An 18680-nucleotide genomic window follows, 5' to 3' on the forward strand; every position below is an offset into this window, starting at 1 on the left:
AGCTCAGCGAATCCTATTAGGCTTCGCTTGGGTCGAGCGGGCTAATATAACCGTCAGGCTTAAGTGCCATTACATCACAGTTAATTTTATCGATCACATGCTCCGCTGTATTACCAATGAATACGGCGGATAAGCCAGTTCGTCCAGTCGTCCCAAGGATCACCATACCCGCATCGAGTTGTCGTGCGACATCTGGGATGATGTCTTCAGGTAGACCCTGTTCGACAATGGTTTGCTCTTCTGAATAACCGTGTTTTTGACGCAGTGCTTTCATCGCCGTTAAATGGTGTCCTCTAACAGCGTCTGTATAGGTTGCTGGGTCAAATTCAGGAAGTTCAATAGTGATGTTTGCAGGGGTAACAGGGTAGGCATTGACCAAATAGCCAGTCGCCCCCAAACGCTCGGTTAAACTATCAAGCTGTTTGACCATGCAGTCATTGAGATCAATGTGAGTGGGGTTTTCTGAACCGACATGTACAGAGGCAACGATATTTGCTTTCTCTGGCCAGTCTGCATTTTTAACGAGAAGAACAGGCACCGGACATTTACGAAGTAAGTGCCAGTCCGTTGGGGTGAAGATAACAGACTCCAAAATATCGTGCTTACGTGTCGCTTTAATAACGATATCTTTTTGACCTTCAAACACTTCTTCAACAATCGCCACATAAGGGCGGTTGTGCCAAACAACTTTGACATCAAGATCAAAACTGTCATCGAGGAATGGCTTTGCCACGTTCCTCATCCACTCTTCCCGCTGGTGAATTACGCCACGTCTCATTGCGTCACGTTCTTCGTGAGACAACATAGAGGTCATGTCATAGGAAAAGTCGTAAATAGATAAGAAGAAAGAAATGTGGCTCCTAGATTTACTCTTCTTAGCAAGTTGAACCGCACGAGCAAGGGCAGGTTGCTCATCGCTATTAAGGTTCGCAACGACGAGGATTTTACTGTAGATGCTCATAGATACTCCCTACCTATATGGGCTATTACCTATAATAACTTTAGCGCAAATCTATGAATCTTTTTAGAAAAATTCGAAAACAGGGAGGGAGAAATTTGAAGTGGCTCATTATAGAGCCACTTAGGAAAGGATTATGAGTTTGAAATGAATAACGTATCTATTCTTTAGAAACGCCAGCCATTTCCATCAAAGCATCATGATCAATGATAGTGATGTATTTACCTTTTACGCTGAGCACTTCTGACTTTTGGAAGCGACCCAGTAGGCGGCTGATAGTTTCAACCGTTAAACCTAGGTAGTTACCGATATCACCACGTGTCATCGTCAAGCGGAACTCTCTTGGGCTGAAACCGCGTTGAGAGAAACGCGTTGAAAGGTTGTATAGGAATGCCGCTAAACGTTCTTCTGCATTCTTCTTAGAAAGAAGCAGAATCATTTCTTGGTCACCCTTAATCTCATTCGACATCAGACGCATGATCTGTTGGCGAAGCTTTGGCATTTTTCCAGATAGGTCGTCTAAAATCTCGTAAGGGATTTCACACACCATCGATGTCTCAAGCGCTTGAGCGAAACTAGGGTGCTCATCACCAGTAATTGCGTCGAAGCCCACTAAATCACCTGCTAGGTGGAATGCAGTAATCTGCTCATCACCTTGCTCTGTGATTGTGTAACTCTTAATTGTCCCTGAGCGAATGGCGTACAAAGATTTTAGTTCATCACCAGCTTTAAATAGCTCCTGACCTTTTTGAATTGGTTTCTTACGCTCAATGATCTGATCGAGCTGATCAAGTTCAGATTCGTTGAGAGTAAAGGGGATGCAAAGCTGACTGATACTACAATCTTGGCAATGAATGGCACAGCCACCAGACTGAATACGTTTTGCTACAGGCTTTTCAGAAATCATAACAACCTTTCACTATTTGATGTACATCAAGATTTTATCATTCATTACCCCCAAAGGGTAGCTAAAAAATCAATGATAAAACAATCATCTATTAGTTTGCGCTAAAAATCATCACTGATTCGTAACCTGTATATATGCCATAAACAAGTATCGAAACAGCAGCGATGTTGCGGAAAATGAGTGAATTTTGCAGGGATTTTAATTTTGTAGCGCTAGTGCCAACAAGTAGCATAGCGGGTAGGGTACCCAAGCCAAACGCCAGCATTGTGGCCGCTCCACCGAACGCGCTTCCCGACACTGCGGCCCAAGTTAAAACGGAGTATACAAGGCCGCAAGGCAGCCAGCCCCATAGAAAACCAAAGGGTATCGCATAGGCGCTATGTTTTAGAGGAAGTAGTTTGTTCGCAATAGGTGAGACTCGCTTCCATAGCGACTGTCCCAATTTTTCAACCATGAGCAAACCGTTCCACCATCGCCCGACATAAAATGCGAGCAGCACCATAAAGAATGCGGCGATGATACGAACAAATGCAAGTGCATGATTAAACTGAGAAAGCGATGCAATCCCTGCAATCGTTCCACCTACCACACTACCTATGAATGCATAACTTAGCAAACGGCCAAGGTTGTAATTAACAATAAGTGCAGCAGGGGTTTTATTCGATTGTCCTATGGAAAGTAGCGAAGCTATTCCTCCACACATCCCCATACAATGACCAGCACCTAGAAGGCCGACAGTAAAGGCACCGAGGAGGTCAAGATTCACTCTCGTTTCCTTCTTTGGTCTTCTCTTTCTTACGCTGTTGATGCGTAGCCTCAGTCTCTTCATCAAACAAGATGTTGTGACCCTGGCGTTCTAAATCTTCAAACTGCTCGCTTTTCACTGCCCACAAGAAGATCGCGACCGCTACGCACACTAGTACAATAGCAATGGGGATGAGGATATAGATACTTTCCACGTTACTTACCTTCTTCTTTTAGCAAGCGTAGCGAGTTTGACACCACGATAATTGAACTACCAGACATGCCGACTACAGCAATGTAAGGTGCAACCAGGCCGGCAACCGCGAGCGGTAGAATGAGAAGATTATACCCTAGAGACCACGCAAGGTTCTCTCGAATAATCTTGCGAGTTCTTAAAGCAAGTTCGCGGGCTGTCAAAATCTTATCGAGTCGGTCGCCTAGCAGTACCAAATCGGCAGACGCTTTTGCTACGTCCGTACCACCCCCCATCGCAATAGAGAGGTGAGCCCCGGCTAAAGTAGGCGCATCGTTAATGCCATCACCAATCATCATTGTTACGTCTGAGCTATCCAAAGACTTCAAATAATCAAGCTTGTCGCTCGGAGAAGCACTAGCAACTACATTGTCAATACCAACACTATCAGCTACAGGCTTGGCATTTGCCAACGTGTCACCGGTTAATAGCGTTGTCTTAACGCCAGCTGCACGCATTTTGTTGATAAAGTCTGCCGCTTCTTTACGAATGGGATCGCGATACTCGAAGGTTGCAACGTGTGTGTTATTTATTGACATATAAACACTGTTTCGAGCGTCATCTTCTCTGCCTAATACAAAAAGCGCATTACCTATCTTCACAGAGTCAGAATCCACCATTCCTTTAAGACCGGAGCCGATAACATTCTCGACGTCGCTGACTTCTATATTTCGGTCTAGATAAGGTTTGAATGCACGCGCAATAGGGTGGTTTGCATGGCTCTCAATGGAGGCGGCAATTTTCAGCAACTGACTTTCTTCAAACTCACCCAGAACAGTCGTTTTAGCAATCTCAATATCACCATGCGTCAATGTACCGGTTTTATCGACCACCAAATGATTTACCTTACACAGCGTTTCGAAGACATGACCGCGTCGCGATAAGATTCCAAGGGTGCCCATTCTCGAGCTCGAACACGTAATTGCGGTAGGGGTCGCAAGAGATAAGGCACAAGGGCACGTCGCGACCAATACAGATAGCATTATCCAGAATGCATCATCTGGTTTGCTTTGATGCCAGAAGAACCAGGTGCCGGCCGCTATGATTAGGATAATGGCAACGAAGTAGCGGGCAACAATGTCCGCGATCTCAGCGATTTTAGGCTTACTAAGCTGAGCTTCATCTTGCAAGCGAACGATGCTGGAGATCATCGAATCTGCTTTAGTTGAACGCACCTCTAAATCAAATGCTTCGTCTCCATTGAGCGTACCTGCATAAACAAAGTCGTCTTTGTTTTTTACGACAGGTAGCGACTCACCCGTAAGCATAGATTCATCGATATGAATACGACCATTAAGCACAACGCCGTCTGCTGGAATATGTTCTCCGGGTAGGACTTTAATCTGATCACCAATCTGTAGAGATTTTACCGGAACTTGGTCGCCATTAAGTTTATTGGCGATAGCGGGAATAAGCTTTAGTAAGTTCCCACTTGCCGCCGCAGCTTTACGGCGAGCACGCATTTCCAAATAACGTCCAACCAATAAGAAAAAGGTGAACATAGAAATCGATTCAAAGAACACTTCGCCTTTTTCTGCCACCGTCGCAACAAGGCTAGCGACGTAAGCGAGGATCAACGCAATGGAGACGGGGACATCCATCCCAAGCGTACGACCTTTAATACTGCGCCATGCATTGATGTAGAAGGGTAGCGCAGAATACAAAAGAACCGGCGTAGCAAAGATCAAACTAACCCAACGGAAGTAGTTTTTGAATTCAGGTTCTAAATCACCGAACACTTCAAGATACAGGGCAACGGCAAGCATCATGACCTGCATGGTTGCAAGGCCCGCAATACCTAATCGATATAGATATTGCTTCATGGTCGCATGGTAAGCCGCTTCTTGCTTATCTGCCTCGAAAGGTGCGGCTTTATAGCCAAGGGCGTGAATAGAAGAGAGGAGTTGGCTAAGTTGCGTCTTGGTTTTATCCCACTGAAGCAAAGCCCGATTAGTCGTGGTGTTTACGCGTATAGAGACAACACCCGGCTCTACTGTCATTCGTTTTTCAATCAACCAAGCACAGGCGGCACAGGAAACACCTTCTAGTGACAGCGTCACTTCTTTTGTGTCCTCGTGGTTCCTCACAAACTCGGCTTGTACGTCCTCGTTGTCGTAATGAATTAATGACCGCAATTGTTCTGGAACGAGATCTGCTTTCTCGGCAGGTGCCGTTCGATATTGATAGTAGGACACAAGGCCGCTATCAACGATGGTTTGAGCCACGCTTTCGCAGCCAGGACAACACATGTCCCGCTGCTCTCCTAAGATATCTACGCTGAAGTTCGTGTTGGCTGGTACATCTTCACCGCAGTGATAACACGTCTTACACATAATCTAATCTAACAACACTACATCGGTTTCAGTTGGGAAAGTGACTCGTCCTTGCACCATCCATGCTTGGTCATGTGGCTGAAGCTCTACAAACCATGGCCCTTGCACTTCATGATCAAGCACAAGACGATACGTACCTCGAGCATCGGCAGTAAGCAGTTTTTCGAAGTCTCTATCTGGTAATGTGCGGTGTGTAAAGGTAGCAGTTAGAGCAGGAAAGTGGGGTAGCTGACCTTTTTGAAGGGTAATAAGAATCGTGTCGCCCGATGATGAAACGGTCGCATTTAACCCCATTTCTTTAGCGACATTAATCTTGGTTAGGTCGACGTTAATTCCCTTACCTTTTTTATAATAATCCTCAGCAACAAGGTTAACTTTGTTGTCCATCAACAGGGAAATCCTGTAGAAGGTAGCAATCACAACGACTAGCGGCAACGCGATCAGGAACCACGGCCAAAATTGTTTATACCAAGGCTTTATCATAAAAAAGTTCTCAACAACTGACTAAGAAAGAAATTATAATTTTTCTAGAAAAGACAGCCCCTTACAAGGGGCTGTTATTGAAATGTTACTTATTTGTCGGAATTACTTAGGCTCCAAACGTACGCTGATACTAGCTGTACTTTTTCTTCACCTAAAATGTCTTTCCATGCTGGCATTACACCAGAACGACCGTTCATTACAGTCTCTGTAACGGCGGCACGAGAATCGCCAAACAACCAAACTTGGTCAGTAAGGTCAGGGGCACCAACAGCAGGGTTACCCTTACCATCAGTACCGTGACACGCAGCACAAACTACAAAGCGTGCTTTACCCGCTTCAGCTTCACGCGCGTTCACTTTACGACCAGATAGGCTAAGTGTGTAGCTAACTACTTCACGAACACCATCTTCACCTAGCGCTTCTTTCCACGCAGGCATCTGACCAATGCGACCTTGCATAACCGTAGTGACGATAGCTTCAGGCTCACCGCCGTACAACCAAGCGTCATCCGTTAGGTTAGGGAAGCCAGTTTGACCACGAGCATCAGAACCGTGACATTGTGAACAGTTTTGTAGGAACAGACGTTGTCCTACTTTAATTGCTTCACTGTCAGCTGCAATTTCAGGGATAGGGCGCAGTGCTCCATCCGATGTCTTCGCTAGACGGTTAAATGCTTCGCCAAAGTACGCTTCTGCATCATCAAGCTCTTTCGCATACTGGACAAGCGTTTTGTTTTGCTGCGCAGCGGCGATTGAGGCTTTTGACTCTTCAATTGAACGTACTGTTTGGTCAGAACTTTGCCAACCTAGTAAGCCTTTATAGTTGCCCAGTCCAGGGTACATTGCAAGGTATATAGCTGCGAAGATAAATGTACCAACGAACAAATAAGTCCACCACTTAGGCAGTGGGTTGTTCAGTTCACGAATACCATCGTACTCGTGCCCCATATCTTCACCTTCTTCGACACCCATTTTGTCGCGAACACACCAATATAGGATGGCTGCACAACCAAGCAACGTACCGACTGTGATGACAATAATCCATAGACTCCAGAATGTAGTCATTACTTAGTCACTCCTTTTTCTTCGGAGGTAGGTTCCTTCTGCTCGTCTGCAAACACTAAGTTTGCATCTTCTTCAAATCGTGCTTTGCGGCTTTTGCCAAAGGCCCACCACACAACACCAAAAAAGCTAACGAACAAAACTATGGTCCAAATACTGTGAATAGTACCGATATCCATAAGCCCCTCCTTATTTCATCGCATGGCCTAAAGATTGAAGATAAGCAATGATGGCATCCATCTCTGTCTTACCTTCTACGTCTTTAGATGCGTTTGCGATTTGCTCATCCGTGTATGGAACACCAAACTGGTTACGGAAGATCTCTAGTTTCTTCTGTGTCAATTTGCCATCCAGTACGTTTTCCTCTAGCCAAGGGAAACCTGGCATGTTTGATTCAGGAACCAACTCGCGAGGATCGATTAGGTGAACACGATGCCACTCATCAGAGTAACGTCCACCTACACGGGCGAGGTCTGGACCAGTACGCTTAGAACCCCATAGGAACGGGTGTTCCCAAACGCTTTCACCAGCCACAGAGTAGTGACCGTAACGCTCAGTTTCTGAACGGAAAGGACGGATCATTTGGCTGTGACATACGTTACAACCTTCACGAATGTAGATATCGCGACCTTCCATTTCCAGTGCGCTGTACGCACGTAGGTTTTTCACAGGTTCAGTGGTTTGCTTTTGGAAAATCAACGGTGTGATTTCAACAAGTGCACCCAAGCTGATTGCAAATACGATTAAGATAGCCAGTAAGCCAACGTTACGTTCAACGACTTCATGGCGATTGTTAGAGTTTGAGCTCATCTTTAATCTCCTTAAGCCGGTTGAGGGATAGCTTTCAAGCTACCTTTGGTTGCTGTTACTGTCTTATACGTGTTGTATGCCATTAAGAACATACCCGCTAAGAAGATGAAGCCACCAACAAAACGAACGAAGTAGAACGGGTACGACGCTTGTACAGATTCAACGAAGCTGTAAGTTAGCGTACCGTCCGAGTTAACTGCACGCCACATTAGACCTTGCATTACACCAGAGATCCACATCGCAACGATGTACAGAACGGTACCGATAGTTGCTAGCCAGAAGTGGGTATTGATAAGGCCGACAGAGTACATACGCTCTTGACCGAATAGACGAGGTACTAGGTGGTAAACAGAACCGATAGATACCATCGCAACCCAACCTAGAGCACCCGAGTGTACGTGACCGATTGTCCAGTCTGTGTAGTGAGATAGTGCGTTAACTGTCTTAATAGACATCATCGGACCTTCGAACGTTGACATACCGTAGAACGATAGAGAAACGATCAAGAAACGAAGAATTGGGTCGTAACGCAGCTTATGCCAAGCACCAGACAGCGTCATGATACCGTTGATCATACCACCCCAAGAAGGTGCGAATAGGACCAAAGACATCACCATACCTAGAGACTGAGTCCAGTCTGGTAGAGCTGTATAGTGTAGGTGGTGAGGACCAGCCCAGATATACAGAGAGACAAGCGCCCAGAAGTGAACGATCGATAGACGGTAAGAGTAAACAGGACGTTCAGCTTGCTTCGGTACGAAGTAGTACATCATACCCAAGAAACCGGCTGTAAGAAGGAAACCTACCGCGTTATGGCCATACCACCATTGAACCATCGCGTCGACAGCGCCTGAATAGACGGAGTAAGATTTACCCATCGATACAGGAATTGCCATGCTGTTCACAATGTGAAGAACAGCGACGGTGATGATGAACGCACCAAAGAACCAGTTCGCTACATAGATATGTGACGTTTTACGCTTGATGAGCGTTCCGAAGAACACAATAGCGTAAGACACCCATACCACTGCAATAGCGATATCGATTGGCCATTCTAATTCTGCATACTCTTTACCAGAGGTAAAACCTAACGGCAGAGTAATTGCAGCGGCTAAAATAATTGCTTGCCATCCCCAAAAGGTGAATGCGACAAGAGGGCCTCCAAATAATCTCGTTTGACAGGTACGCTGCACAACATAATAAGACGTTGCAAACAGAGCACTGGTACCAAACGCAAAGATTACCGCATTAGTATGCAAAGGACGTAAACGACTGTACGTCAACCACGGCGTATCAAAGTTGAGCTGTGGCCAAACTAATTGAGCGGCAATCAAAACACCTACTGCCATACCAACAATACCCCAAAGAATCGTCACTAATGTGAACTGGCGTACGACGGTATAGTTGTAGACTTGTTCAAGCTGCTTTTCTTGGCTCATTAACATGCTTCCAATTTTCTAATTAACTACACTTTACTTCCAACACGACACATGTCGTAATGCTACCCAACCCATCAAAAGAACTAACGCTTAATCAAAACGTTACTTCTCTTGCCGGATTTAACAAAAAGTAGCATTTTCAAGCGACAATAATACTTCAATTAACAAATCAAGAACAGGGTAGTAACCTTACCCTTGGTTGGGTTTTTGACCATTTATTTCAAAACTTTGAAGTTTGTTACACGGAGAACTCGTAACAATGGCAGCTCAGAAGCTAACAAAAGCAAGGCTTGTACAAATAATCGTCATGATGACGGTGTTAATTGCGGCATTTAGCTACCGCACCATGACCCACTCTGATGGGAAAGTAGTCAACTGTGAGGCAAATAAGCCTTGCGCGGTAAGTGTTGGGGAAAAAACCATCACATTTTTGTATCAAGGTGATTCAAAAGTGCTAAGCGTCACAAAATCAAAAGATTTAACAATTGACGTCCAAAATATTGAGACTGTGTTAAATGAATCGTCTAAAGAATCGACAATTAAAGGGTTGAATCTTCCAGCAGAGATCAAAGTTACCGACAGAAATGGTGAATCTGTCCTAGTTCAATATCATTAACCAGGTCGGATATCTATTGCAATCTTTAGCCCATGGTAGCCATGACTTTGTCCGGGAGGCCAAAGTATTTTTGGTTACCATCTGGTTCAAGTAGCAGACAATGAGTAGAGCTTGTGATCAACGCTGGATCCATTGTTGTATAAACCACCGTCTTGTCCTTGAGTGCACCACTAAATAGCCTATTCAGATAACTCGCATGTTCATTCTCTACACCGACAAAAGGCTCATCGATAATGAACAAGTTCTGAGACATATCTCCTAGTCCTATCGCAATTCTCAGGCGCTGAATAACGCCGCTCGGCATATTCTTTAGTACTTCGGTATTGAGGTTGCTATCTAGTCCATCTGGGAACCATTTATGAAGTTCTAATAATTTAAAGGTGTAGAGCATCTGGTCAGTAGAGACGACGCCGTTATGCAGCACATAATTAGAGCGAATTGACCCCTCGAACAAATGCATATCAAATGGGATGAAGTTGATGGCTTTTCGATATCGAAAGTTGTTGAACTGCTTGATGTTGTAGCCATCGATATAGACAGCGCCTTGATAACGCTCTTCTAATCCTGCGATAACCATAAGTAAGGTGGTTTTTCCGCTACCGGCAGGACCCGAGATGGCAGTTTTGCTGCCAGGGGCAAGCTTGAAACCAAGATTCGTCAAACCTGTTTGGGCACCTTGATAACGATGGGTAATCCCGCTGCCAACCACCTCACCATAAAATTTGCGAATAGGTGGGCTTTTTTCTAGAGAAGTCTTGTCGTCGTTTAGTGACATCAACGCATTGATCTGTGCTGCCGAGGATTTTATTGTTTGGAACTTGGTGATTGAGTTGTATATACCCATGATAGGTCCCAGCGCCTTCCAAACCAGTATGACTGTCGCCAGCATAGCACCAGCATCTGAGTTCCCATCCATCACTGTGATAACGGCAGTCACGATAGAGGCGGTACCGATTGCTTGAATAAGCCCTCCACCAATAGCTTGAATCTTACTGTTGGTCATCGCGACGTGAGCGGCGTCATTTGAGCTTTGCTCGTGCGACGCGTTAAAGCGCGACTGGATAACTCTCAGAAGCGGGAGGCCTTGAATTGTATTGATGCCTCTTAGCAACTCATTCCACTGATAAGAGACCATCGCATTGGCTCGAGAACTATTCGCGGTTGCTTGAGAGTAGATGTAACGTGAATAGATACAGAAAACAATCATTAGCAATATGCCTGCGAGCACTGTCAGCGCGGCATATCCTGAAAGGATCGTTACTGCCAATATAAATATAACGATAAACGGCATATCAAAGTAACTTAACGTTGCTTCAGCAGTGACCAATTTTCTGAACTGGTCAATATCCTTAAGACGCGCTAACTGGGACGATACGCCAGCAGACGAGGTCATAGAGTAGGGAAGCCATAATAGTTTAGAAATAACGTTACGTGATATGTGTACTGCTAAGTCTTGACCTGAAGTGGCAAGGATATTCATGCGTACCTTCTTAACGGCATATTCAGCAAAACCGAGAAACACGGCAAATAAGGTTAGCCAATAAAGCGTTGGCTCAGAGCTAGACGCTAGAGCGAAATTGTATACGCTCATAATAAAGAAGGGCTGCAACGCACCAAATATATTGATCACCAAGGAGAGAAAGACAAGACTCTTAAACTCATCGTTGTAGCGATAGAAAGCGTACTTTATCCAGTTCGACTTATCTTGAGACTCAGGCGGTGGTTCACGGAACAGCTTCGAATACTCGGAGATCACTGTTGTAGAGAACGCTTTTCCTTCTAGAGGGATGGTCACACTATTATTGTTTTTATAATCGAAAAGGGTGCCTTGACCATTTTCAACAGACATCAACACAGCTTCAAGTTTATCTAGCTCTATAAAGCAAGGCAGATGAAGGGAGCCGATATCCTCCAACGTCGCTTTATCTTGCTTTGTGGTCCTGCATTGGTAACCCAATCTAGTTAGTGTCGACTCAAAGCCCTCTACATCCTTCTCTCCTGGTATAAACGCATCAGATAACAGCTCGGGCGTGCCTTCCCATTCCATCGCGATCAGGGTGTAGGCCAAACCTCTTAATAGAGGGGAATGACTGTATCGTTCCTGAAATTGAGCAGACTCAAAATCATGTAAACGCTCAGAGATGTTGTTAAAGTCGACAAGTATACTCATGCAGCCACCATCTCGTTGGTCAGGCGAATCGATTTGAGACCGTATTTCTTACTGTCTAACTTATTACTCACAATCAGTAGAAATTGCTGATTCGCTTTTGGTACTAGGCTTGATATCACTCGCTCACCAAATGCTGAGTCGAACACGGTATCAATATCATCAAGAATCAAGACTTGCTTTTGGCTCAGCATGGCGCGAACAATCAGTAAAGCGTATTGAACCTGACGAGAGACTGGCGCATTCTTATGACCCGTTAACTGGGTATAGAAACCGTCGGTCAATGCATCAATTTCACTCTTGATACCAAGATTTTTACACAAGGTGAACGCTGCGCTATTTAGGATAGGTCGAAAGCAAGTGAGGTTATCTATGATGGTTCCCTCAACAAAAGTACTGTGCGAATCGACACGATGTACTGCCTCTCGCCATAGGTGATAGTGAAGGCTTTCCAGTGGTCTGCCACTCACCAATATTTGCGAAGAGTCGCAAACAATATCACGCGTCAGGCATCGAGTAATATGACTCTTGCCTGTTCCAGAGTTACCTTTAATGACCGTTGGTTTTCCCAACTCGAACAGCATCCGCTGCCCAGAGGCAAGCTTGACCTCGATATTATCCCCAACGCCTTGGATAGGCATGAGTTTAAAATCTGATTCAGTGGGGGTGTTCACATCTCTTTGCTGTTTGTACTCTAGCTCTAAAAGCTCAGTAACATTCTCGATGTGGAGTTTATTGAGCTTCCAACGGCCTATGGTTCTCATTACTTGCTGATAGGGAGCAAAGTATCGGTTTGTCAGCATAATGATGGCGGCCATCACACCTTGACTGGCCTCGAGGTTTATCACGGAAACCGCGAGCAGGACAACAACACAGGCTATAGAAAGCTGCTGGATAAGCGCGAGTACTAGGTTGAACTCGGACTCTAGGTTTTCATACTCGATGTTTTTCTTCTCTCGAACCCGAACCATTTCTGTCATCAGGCTTTCTAGGCGGTATTCCATGGTTCGACTTTTGTTGTCCAATGGACTAGAGACAATCTCAATAATCTTTGAGTTGGTGAGCCCTTCTATTTCTGACTTTTCTTCCAAAGTCTGTATCTTTTTGTCTGAGATTCGACGTGCAGCGTAGTAGAGCACAAGAGATGCCACTATAAGAGTTAAACCGGCTCCTAAGTTAATGAGTCCAATGATGATGATTGTGATAACACTGACAACCGCATTAATAGCAGCTCGTACAGTTTCGCCACCAAAGAAACTTTTGATTTCAGGGATCGTAGAAATACGCTCAAGATACTGACCTGGCTCTAAACGATTAAACTTACTAATTTCGGCTAAACAGACAGATTTAAACACCCGATTCGTTAAATCACTTTCAAAGTCTTTCATTAAGGTTGAGGTAATCACTTCCTCTTGTTTTTTGAGCAAGTAATCAAGAAATATCGCAACGAGTATTATCGCGAATAGCAGGGATAGGGTGTCCTTGGCTTGATTGGGAAGCACTCGGTCGAAAATAATCAAGATTGAGAAAGGCAGCACTAATGCAAACAGCGTCGACATTACTGTCGAAAACGTCAGATACAAGGTATCTGCTGCTGTGATTCTTTGTGTGAAGTGTTCGTTTCTCATGCTAGTCCTTTCCTAAATCAGTTCTTTAGGTGCTCGGGTATTACGTCGCTCTCACGAATTGTCGAGGCATTCACCATAAGATCCATGATTTTCTCAATACTCAATGGAGATAGATTCCCGACGGTCTTATCCAACCGGATTGACTCAATAACATAGTCGTACTTTGCACTCTCATAATCCCTAATGGCGTTAAATAGCTTGCTCTCTGCCGCTAGTAGATCGGTTAGGGTACGAGTCCCCAATTCGTAAGCTCTCTTGATCCCATTGTAGGAAGAATAATTAGCTCGAATAATATTTTCGAAGGTGAAGATGGATTGAGAAAAGTCGTTGATGTTAAGAACGGATGTTTCTAGATCGTTCTTAACTGTATTTCTGGTATCTAACAGAAGTAACTCATTCCGCTCTATCGTCTTTTCGTTCTTTTTATAGGCATAGTAATCCGAACCGCCTGTAGTAATCGGTACCGTAAGCGTCAAACCGAGTGATTTAGAATCACTGATACCCGTAGCGCCTGGCGTAGTGATCGGATCGAAGTTGTTGGTATCGTCATGTCGGTAACTGGCATTGGCTGCTACGCTAGGGGCGAAATTAGAACCTGTTTCTTTTAAGGTTCTGAAACTACGCTCCAGCGTTTTTTCTGACACAATGATGTCGTTGTTGTATTGCATCGCTTGAGTGAGCAGGTCATTTCGCTTATCGAGCGTAATCTCTGCCAACAATAGACTGCGCTGCAGATCTTGTGTAGGGATGACGGGATACTGAGTTAATAACTCTAGAGTATTCAATATCACATCTTTATCTTTGCCGAGAGTTCTAAGTCGGTTGGCAATCCCTTCCTTTTGTGCAACGACTTCATATAACTCGCTCGCGGCTACATTTCCTAACTCAACGTTTCGTTGCATTTGCTTGAGTCTCGCAAGAGAGGAGTCTAGCTCTGCTTTGGTAGCACGCGTTTGGGCACCGTTTTTTAAAAACTCGAAATACTGAATGGCGATCTCTTGGATGATTTCTTGCGTTTTGGCTTCGTTTTTTATCTCTTCGATATTAAAGTCGAGCTTCGCTGTACCGTACTTATAGATGTCGGCGAGATTGAAGAGACTTTGGCTAAGCGAGACACTATAGCCGTGATCGTTATAACTGTTCGTCGTGTCATCAGTGCCACTCAATACGGTACGATTCCCACTCCAAGTGCTTGTCGCATTCGCAGAGATTGTAGGAAGAAACTTCGAACGACTGACATCAATGTTGTATGCGTTCTCTTCAACGCCTTTTCGACTAGCGATAAGAGACACATTATTATTGAGGCCAATCTGAACGGCCTCCAAAAGGGTTAGCGCATATCCATTAAAGGGTAAGAGACTAACCAGAGCGATATTAACTGATCTTCTGATAGGCCACATACTTCTTGATCACCTTCAATATTTCATCACTTTTATATGGCTTACTGATAACGTAATCCATACCTGCTTCAATACACGCCTTGTGTTCTGCCACACTGGTTAATGCAGTCGCACCGATAATGGTAGAAGGCGTTGATACGTCGGTTTCTTTTTCATGTTCACGAATAAGTTTGGTCGCTTGAATGCCCCCCATACCAGGCATGATACAGTCCATAAAGATGATATCGGCACGCTGGCTTTTAACCCATTCCACCGCTTCTGAGCCATCACCGACTGTGTCCGCGTTGTACTCCTGCTTCATCAAGATACGTTTCAACAAGAACTGTTGAACCTTGTCATCCTCAACGATCAAGAATGAGCTGTTCTCTAAGGTCTCCTCCACGGACTCTGCTTCAAGGGCTTCACGGAGGTTAGGGATAAATTCATGAGGCAGGATCGGACTAAAGAAGACCTTGTCGACAAACTCATGTGTGCTCTGAGCAAGCTCAGAGGTACTCGATAGCAAAAATAGTTTTGTGCCAGTCGCTTTAAGGCGAGAGCTCAGTGTTTTGCTGAATGGCGCTATTTGGATACCTTCGATTGCATCGGTGATAATAATCCCATCGACTTTGCTTTCTTTTGGATTGAGTCTAAATAAATCATTCGGGTCTTCACTGATTTCAAATGTTGCGCCAGCAGTGGTTAAGGTCGTTGAAAGAATATCCAGCGATAGGGCACCAGAACTACAAATCACCAAGTGTTTACCCTCTAATGTACTTGAATTAGGGGCGTAGTAGCTCTGTGCTTCTAAATCAATATCAACTTGAAACAGACGCTGTTTACCCGACTCAAACCATTTAGAAGTAAAGTGACCGACATTTCCAAGAATAGACTTGGTCCACTCATCATTGCTCCCCACAGAATCCGCACGCTCTGTCCAATGAAGGGAGTCAACCTTTATCATTTTTACATTAGTAGTAGTCAGAAAGAAGAGTGACAACGTAACCCTAGATTTATCAACATCTTCAGAATTTCCCGTCTCGATTTTCAAAAGAACGTTGCGCCCACTTTGAACTTGAATCGCATTTGAGAGTTTTAGGAACAACATCCAAAACAGACTCGTTTGGTGACCAAGAACTAAGTTTGGGATACTGCCAATAAAGGCACATTCCAAAGAGAGGTCCTCGCGCTGCAGTTTAGATTTAACATGAATCGTTAACTCAGACACAACATCAAGAAAGGAGAAAGCGCTACTGCTCTTGTCACGCCCCTGAGACAGCAATCTATTGTAGTTTTCAGCTAACTCGGAAAGCGTATTGGCAGCAGAAGTGATATCTTGCGCAAGCACTGCTGTATTCTCATCTGCATCTTGCACTAAGTAATGAATACCGCCTTTGATGGTATTGGTAATGCCGCGAATCTCATAACCGATGAGACCGTAGAGCTGCTGATTTAGGTCGGCATCTTGTTGCTGTTTGTCCACTTTCTCATGCAAAACACGCAGTTTCGAATAGATGCTTCTTTCGACAGGATCGATATCAGTGGTATTTAGTATTTGGTCAATTTTAGGCGAGTCTAACTCGTCAAGCCTGTCGGCTAACGACTCAAAACTGTCATTCACAGACTTACGGGCTCGCACCGTCTTCTTGAGTCGATTCCACCCACCAAGGACGACTGAGATCGCGATAACAGAGAGCAGAGGGAAAATAGCGATGATCACGTTGACTGACGTTTTCATTGTGTCCAAAACGTGCTGATGTTCCACAAAAAATAGATCATCGAAGCGGTTACGAATTTCCACATAATTCGTATTTAGAGCTTGCTTTAGTTGTCTATACTCGAGCTCACCAACATCCAATTTAGAGAAGAAACGATTAATCGCCACTTGCAAATTACTATACTCAACAGCGCCCACAAGGCTCACTTGCTTTTTATCTAGCGCTGCTATCGCTTTGAATGAATTCAGTTCCAACAGGACATCATTTAGGTTTGCGCGTACCTCTTCACATTGCTGAGTATCAAGGCAAGAATCTAATATCAAAATAGTACGCTCTAGCTGCAAATTAAGCTGTTCGGTCTGACGAATGAGCGGAGTTGAAAAAATGGATTCGTTGTTCGAGGCAGTCAAGTATTGAAAAGAAAACCATGCCCCAATGGCAGAAAGGCATAGTAGAAATACTATGCCGAGTTTAATGATTGGGAAAGTATAAACTTTATATGGTTTCTTCATGCATCACCGCTCATCGAATGCATCCTCAATCGCTGACATTACTGGTTTAGCTGCGTATTCAATGACTCGTCGGTCGCCAGTTTTAATGTCGGCTGTAAACTCCATAAAGGGCGACAGGCTATATTTGGTCCCTGAACGCTCTAAGAAATCATGCTCAATGGTAATTTTTGCTAGATAGTATTCTGTTTCCTCCTCCTCATAGGACGATCGACTAATCGAAGTAATCGTACCTGGCATAAAGCCATACTTAGCAAAGTTGTAAGTATCAAACTTAAGCTTCACCTCTTGTCCGACTTCAACAAACCCCATTTCCTTTCTAGGTATTTTCGCTTCACCATGCAGACGATTATTGAGTGGGGCGATGTCAGCGATACTCTCACCAGGAGGGACTACCGCCGAGCGGAAGTTAAAATGCACCTTATCTACGACGCCGTCTACTGGAGAGTAAACAATCAAACGATCAACTTTGTCTGAGTGCTGAGGTTGTTGGATTCTTTTAATTTCTAGGTCTTTGTTCGCCTGAATGATCTGAGACTGGTACTCGGAGTTTCGATTGACGATAAGGTCAGTGAGTTGCTTACTTAGTCGAGCGAGTTGAAAGTCTTCATTCATTAAAGATTCATCTAAGTTCTCAATCTCACGAACCATATTAGATTCTTGAACTTTCATATTCAGCACATCAACATATGACGCCATTTCTTCTTTATAGAGCGTTTCTTTGATATCTAGCTGCTTTCTGATGAGCTTCAGTTGATTGAGAGAGCTTACGCGCCGCTTTTTCATTGACGCTATTAACGTCTCCTTGTGCTCAATGTCATGCTGAATCAACACTTCAGCGGATACGTTCTTATCATTTTCATGTCGCCACGTGGTTTGGTTTACGCGTACCAAGTCAGGAAAATTACTGTACTCACTAAAGTCAGGTTCTGTTTGCGATATAAGATGCTGATATCGTAAACGGTCCATCTCAAGTTGGGCTATTTCAGTATTGGCAGTTGTTAATTGAGAGTTACGCTCGATAGCTCGGAGTCGAGCAATAGGCTGACCTTCATAAACGATATCTCCTGGTTTAACGAGCATAGAGTCTAAAATCCCCCCCTCAAGGTGCTGCACCTTCTCAATATCGGACTCAAGAAGCAGTTCCCCTCTCGAAGAAACGACGATGTCGATCCTAGCCTGAGATGCGATGATAAGTAACACGAGAACGATGACGAATGTGAGCAGTAAGGTCTTATGCACCGTCGTCATTGCACTTTTGATTTCAACAGCTTCAACGTAATCTGACTCAGACTTTTCGCTGTTTTTTATCAGCGCGTTCTTAATGTGATGCTCGATGTTACTTTTACTCACGATCGCCCCCCGCTGATAGAAAACTAAACTTTCCTACTAGAATATACGCTGCATCAGTTGGTTAGATTAGTTTTGTGTACAAATATTGTTCATCAATAGCTAAGTATATAAATGGTCACTTTTCAAAAAAATTTCCTTGTTTATCTGTAGTTTGTGGGGCCATCCCAAAAGCCTTAAAGAAGCTTAAATATGAGGTTCGTGATCAACGTCTAAACTTTTCTCTAATTTTTACCTCAGAAATTCTTGTCTTTTGTTTCTCATTTCCTTTACTGCCTAACATGAAAGTGTCTGATTTATAAGCTCGCGTGGCAATGGAGGCAAC

16 protein-coding genes are annotated in these 18680 nt (G+C 44.3%); 1 reads left to right on the plus strand and 15 read right to left on the minus strand.

Going from position 1 to position 18680, the window contains the following annotated elements:
- Positions 1–16: 16 nt before the first annotated feature.
- The 10 genes from uspE to ccoN all read right to left on the minus strand — a co-directional run bounded on the left by uspE (position 17) and on the right by ccoN (position 8988).
- Positions 17–961, minus strand: coding sequence for a universal stress protein UspE (gene uspE, locus LY387_RS08105; RefSeq protein ID WP_042472992.1), 945 nt, complete (start codon positions 959–961; stop codon positions 17–19).
- Positions 962–1118: 157 nt separating this feature from the next.
- Positions 1119–1865 (minus strand): FNR family transcription factor, encoded by a 747-nt coding sequence (locus tag LY387_RS08110; RefSeq protein WP_042472995.1) that lies wholly within the window; start codon positions 1863–1865, stop codon positions 1119–1121.
- A gap of 91 nt (positions 1866–1956) precedes the next feature.
- Positions 1957–2631, minus strand: coding sequence for a sulfite exporter TauE/SafE family protein (locus tag LY387_RS08115; RefSeq protein ID WP_234496015.1), 675 nt, complete (start codon positions 2629–2631; stop codon positions 1957–1959).
- Positions 2621–2824 carry a cbb3-type cytochrome oxidase assembly protein CcoS gene (ccoS, locus tag LY387_RS08120; protein ID WP_234496016.1) on the minus strand — a complete coding sequence of 68 codons (204 nt, stop codon included), beginning with the start codon at positions 2822–2824 and terminating at the stop codon, positions 2621–2623. Before ccoS ends, LY387_RS08115 begins: the two co-directional genes overlap by 11 nt.
- A 1-nt stretch (position 2825) precedes the next feature.
- Entirely contained in the window at positions 2826–5195 is a 2370-nt protein-coding gene (locus LY387_RS08125) for a heavy metal translocating P-type ATPase (protein WP_234496017.1), read from the minus strand.
- A 3-nt stretch (positions 5196–5198) separates the two neighbouring features.
- On the minus strand, positions 5199–5678 hold the full coding sequence (locus tag LY387_RS08130) for a FixH family protein (protein WP_042473006.1): 480 nt from the start codon (positions 5676–5678) through the stop codon (positions 5199–5201).
- Between the two features lie 89 nt (positions 5679–5767).
- Entirely contained in the window at positions 5768–6742 is a 975-nt protein-coding gene (gene ccoP, locus LY387_RS08135) for a cytochrome-c oxidase, cbb3-type subunit III (RefSeq protein WP_128648507.1), read from the minus strand.
- The gene (locus LY387_RS08140; protein WP_128648508.1) at positions 6742–6918 is read right to left on the minus strand and encodes a cbb3-type cytochrome oxidase subunit 3; all 177 of its coding nucleotides are present in this window, start codon (positions 6916–6918) and stop codon (positions 6742–6744) included. Before LY387_RS08140 ends, ccoP begins: the two co-directional genes overlap by 1 nt.
- Positions 6919–6928: 10 nt before the next feature.
- A complete protein-coding gene (ccoO, locus tag LY387_RS08145) occupies positions 6929–7549 on the minus strand; it encodes a cytochrome-c oxidase, cbb3-type subunit II (RefSeq protein WP_006074497.1) in 621 nt (206 codons plus the stop codon).
- A gap of 11 nt (positions 7550–7560) precedes the next feature.
- Positions 7561–8988 carry a cytochrome-c oxidase, cbb3-type subunit I gene (gene ccoN, locus LY387_RS08150; protein ID WP_042473011.1) on the minus strand — a complete coding sequence of 476 codons (1428 nt, stop codon included), beginning with the start codon at positions 8986–8988 and terminating at the stop codon, positions 7561–7563.
- A 259-nt stretch (positions 8989–9247) separates the two neighbouring features.
- Here ccoN and LY387_RS08155 point away from each other — a divergent pair, with 259 nt between their 5' ends.
- The gene (locus LY387_RS08155; protein WP_234496148.1) at positions 9248–9604 is read left to right on the plus strand and encodes a hypothetical protein; all 357 of its coding nucleotides are present in this window, start codon (positions 9248–9250) and stop codon (positions 9602–9604) included.
- Positions 9605–9629: 25 nt separating this feature from the next.
- On the opposite strand, the gene LY387_RS08160 is transcribed toward LY387_RS08155, so the two are convergent.
- The 5 genes from LY387_RS08160 to LY387_RS08180 are packed head-to-tail and all read right to left on the minus strand — an operon-like array spanning position 9630 to position 18358.
- Entirely contained in the window at positions 9630–11774 is a 2145-nt protein-coding gene (locus tag LY387_RS08160) for an ATP-binding cassette domain-containing protein (RefSeq protein WP_234496018.1), read from the minus strand.
- The gene (locus LY387_RS08165) at positions 11771–13399 is read right to left on the minus strand and encodes an ABC transporter transmembrane domain-containing protein (protein ID WP_234496019.1); all 1629 of its coding nucleotides are present in this window, start codon (positions 13397–13399) and stop codon (positions 11771–11773) included. The genes LY387_RS08160 and LY387_RS08165 overlap by 4 nt, the downstream gene beginning before the upstream one ends.
- Positions 13400–13416: 17 nt before the next feature.
- Positions 13417–14799: a TolC family protein gene (locus LY387_RS08170; RefSeq protein WP_234496020.1), complete on the minus strand. Its 1383-nt coding sequence runs from the start codon at positions 14797–14799 to the stop codon at positions 13417–13419.
- Positions 14774–17008 carry a response regulator gene (locus LY387_RS08175; protein WP_234496021.1) on the minus strand — a complete coding sequence of 745 codons (2235 nt, stop codon included), beginning with the start codon at positions 17006–17008 and terminating at the stop codon, positions 14774–14776. The genes LY387_RS08170 and LY387_RS08175 overlap by 26 nt, the downstream gene beginning before the upstream one ends.
- Positions 17009–17011: 3 nt before the next feature.
- A complete protein-coding gene (locus tag LY387_RS08180) occupies positions 17012–18358 on the minus strand; it encodes an HlyD family type I secretion periplasmic adaptor subunit (RefSeq protein WP_234496022.1) in 1347 nt (448 codons plus the stop codon).
- Positions 18359–18680: the final 322 nt, after the last annotated feature.

This window comes from Vibrio maritimus (assembly GCF_021441885.1).
Lineage (GTDB): Bacteria > Pseudomonadota > Gammaproteobacteria > Enterobacterales > Vibrionaceae > Vibrio > Vibrio maritimus_B.

Bases quoted from the DNA above. Each gene is read 5' to 3' on its own strand.
- uspE (WP_042472992.1), bottom strand. From the start codon at position 961: ATGAGCATCTACAGTAAAATCCTCGTCGTTGCGAACCTTAATAGCGAT.
- LY387_RS08110 (WP_042472995.1), bottom strand. From the start codon at position 1,865: ATGATTTCTGAAAAGCCTGTAGCAAAACGTATTCAGTCTGGTGGCTGT.
- LY387_RS08125 (WP_234496017.1), bottom strand. From the start codon at position 5,195: ATGTGTAAGACGTGTTATCACTGCGGTGAAGATGTACCAGCCAACACG.
- LY387_RS08130 (WP_042473006.1), bottom strand. From the start codon at position 5,678: ATGATAAAGCCTTGGTATAAACAATTTTGGCCGTGGTTCCTGATCGCG.
- ccoP (WP_128648507.1), bottom strand. From the start codon at position 6,742: ATGACTACATTCTGGAGTCTATGGATTATTGTCATCACAGTCGGTACG.
- LY387_RS08140 (WP_128648508.1), bottom strand. From the start codon at position 6,918: ATGGATATCGGTACTATTCACAGTATTTGGACCATAGTTTTGTTCGTT.
- ccoO (WP_006074497.1), bottom strand. From the start codon at position 7,549: ATGAGCTCAAACTCTAACAATCGCCATGAAGTCGTTGAACGTAACGTT.
- ccoN (WP_042473011.1), bottom strand. From the start codon at position 8,988: ATGAGCCAAGAAAAGCAGCTTGAACAAGTCTACAACTATACCGTCGTA.
- LY387_RS08155 (WP_234496148.1), top strand. From the start codon at position 9,248: ATGGCAGCTCAGAAGCTAACAAAAGCAAGGCTTGTACAAATAATCGTC.
- LY387_RS08160 (WP_234496018.1), bottom strand. From the start codon at position 11,774: ATGAGTATACTTGTCGACTTTAACAACATCTCTGAGCGTTTACATGAT.
- LY387_RS08165 (WP_234496019.1), bottom strand. From the start codon at position 13,399: ATGAGAAACGAACACTTCACACAAAGAATCACAGCAGCAGATACCTTG.
- LY387_RS08170 (WP_234496020.1), bottom strand. From the start codon at position 14,799: ATGTGGCCTATCAGAAGATCAGTTAATATCGCTCTGGTTAGTCTCTTA.
- LY387_RS08175 (WP_234496021.1), bottom strand. From the start codon at position 17,008: ATGAAGAAACCATATAAAGTTTATACTTTCCCAATCATTAAACTCGGC.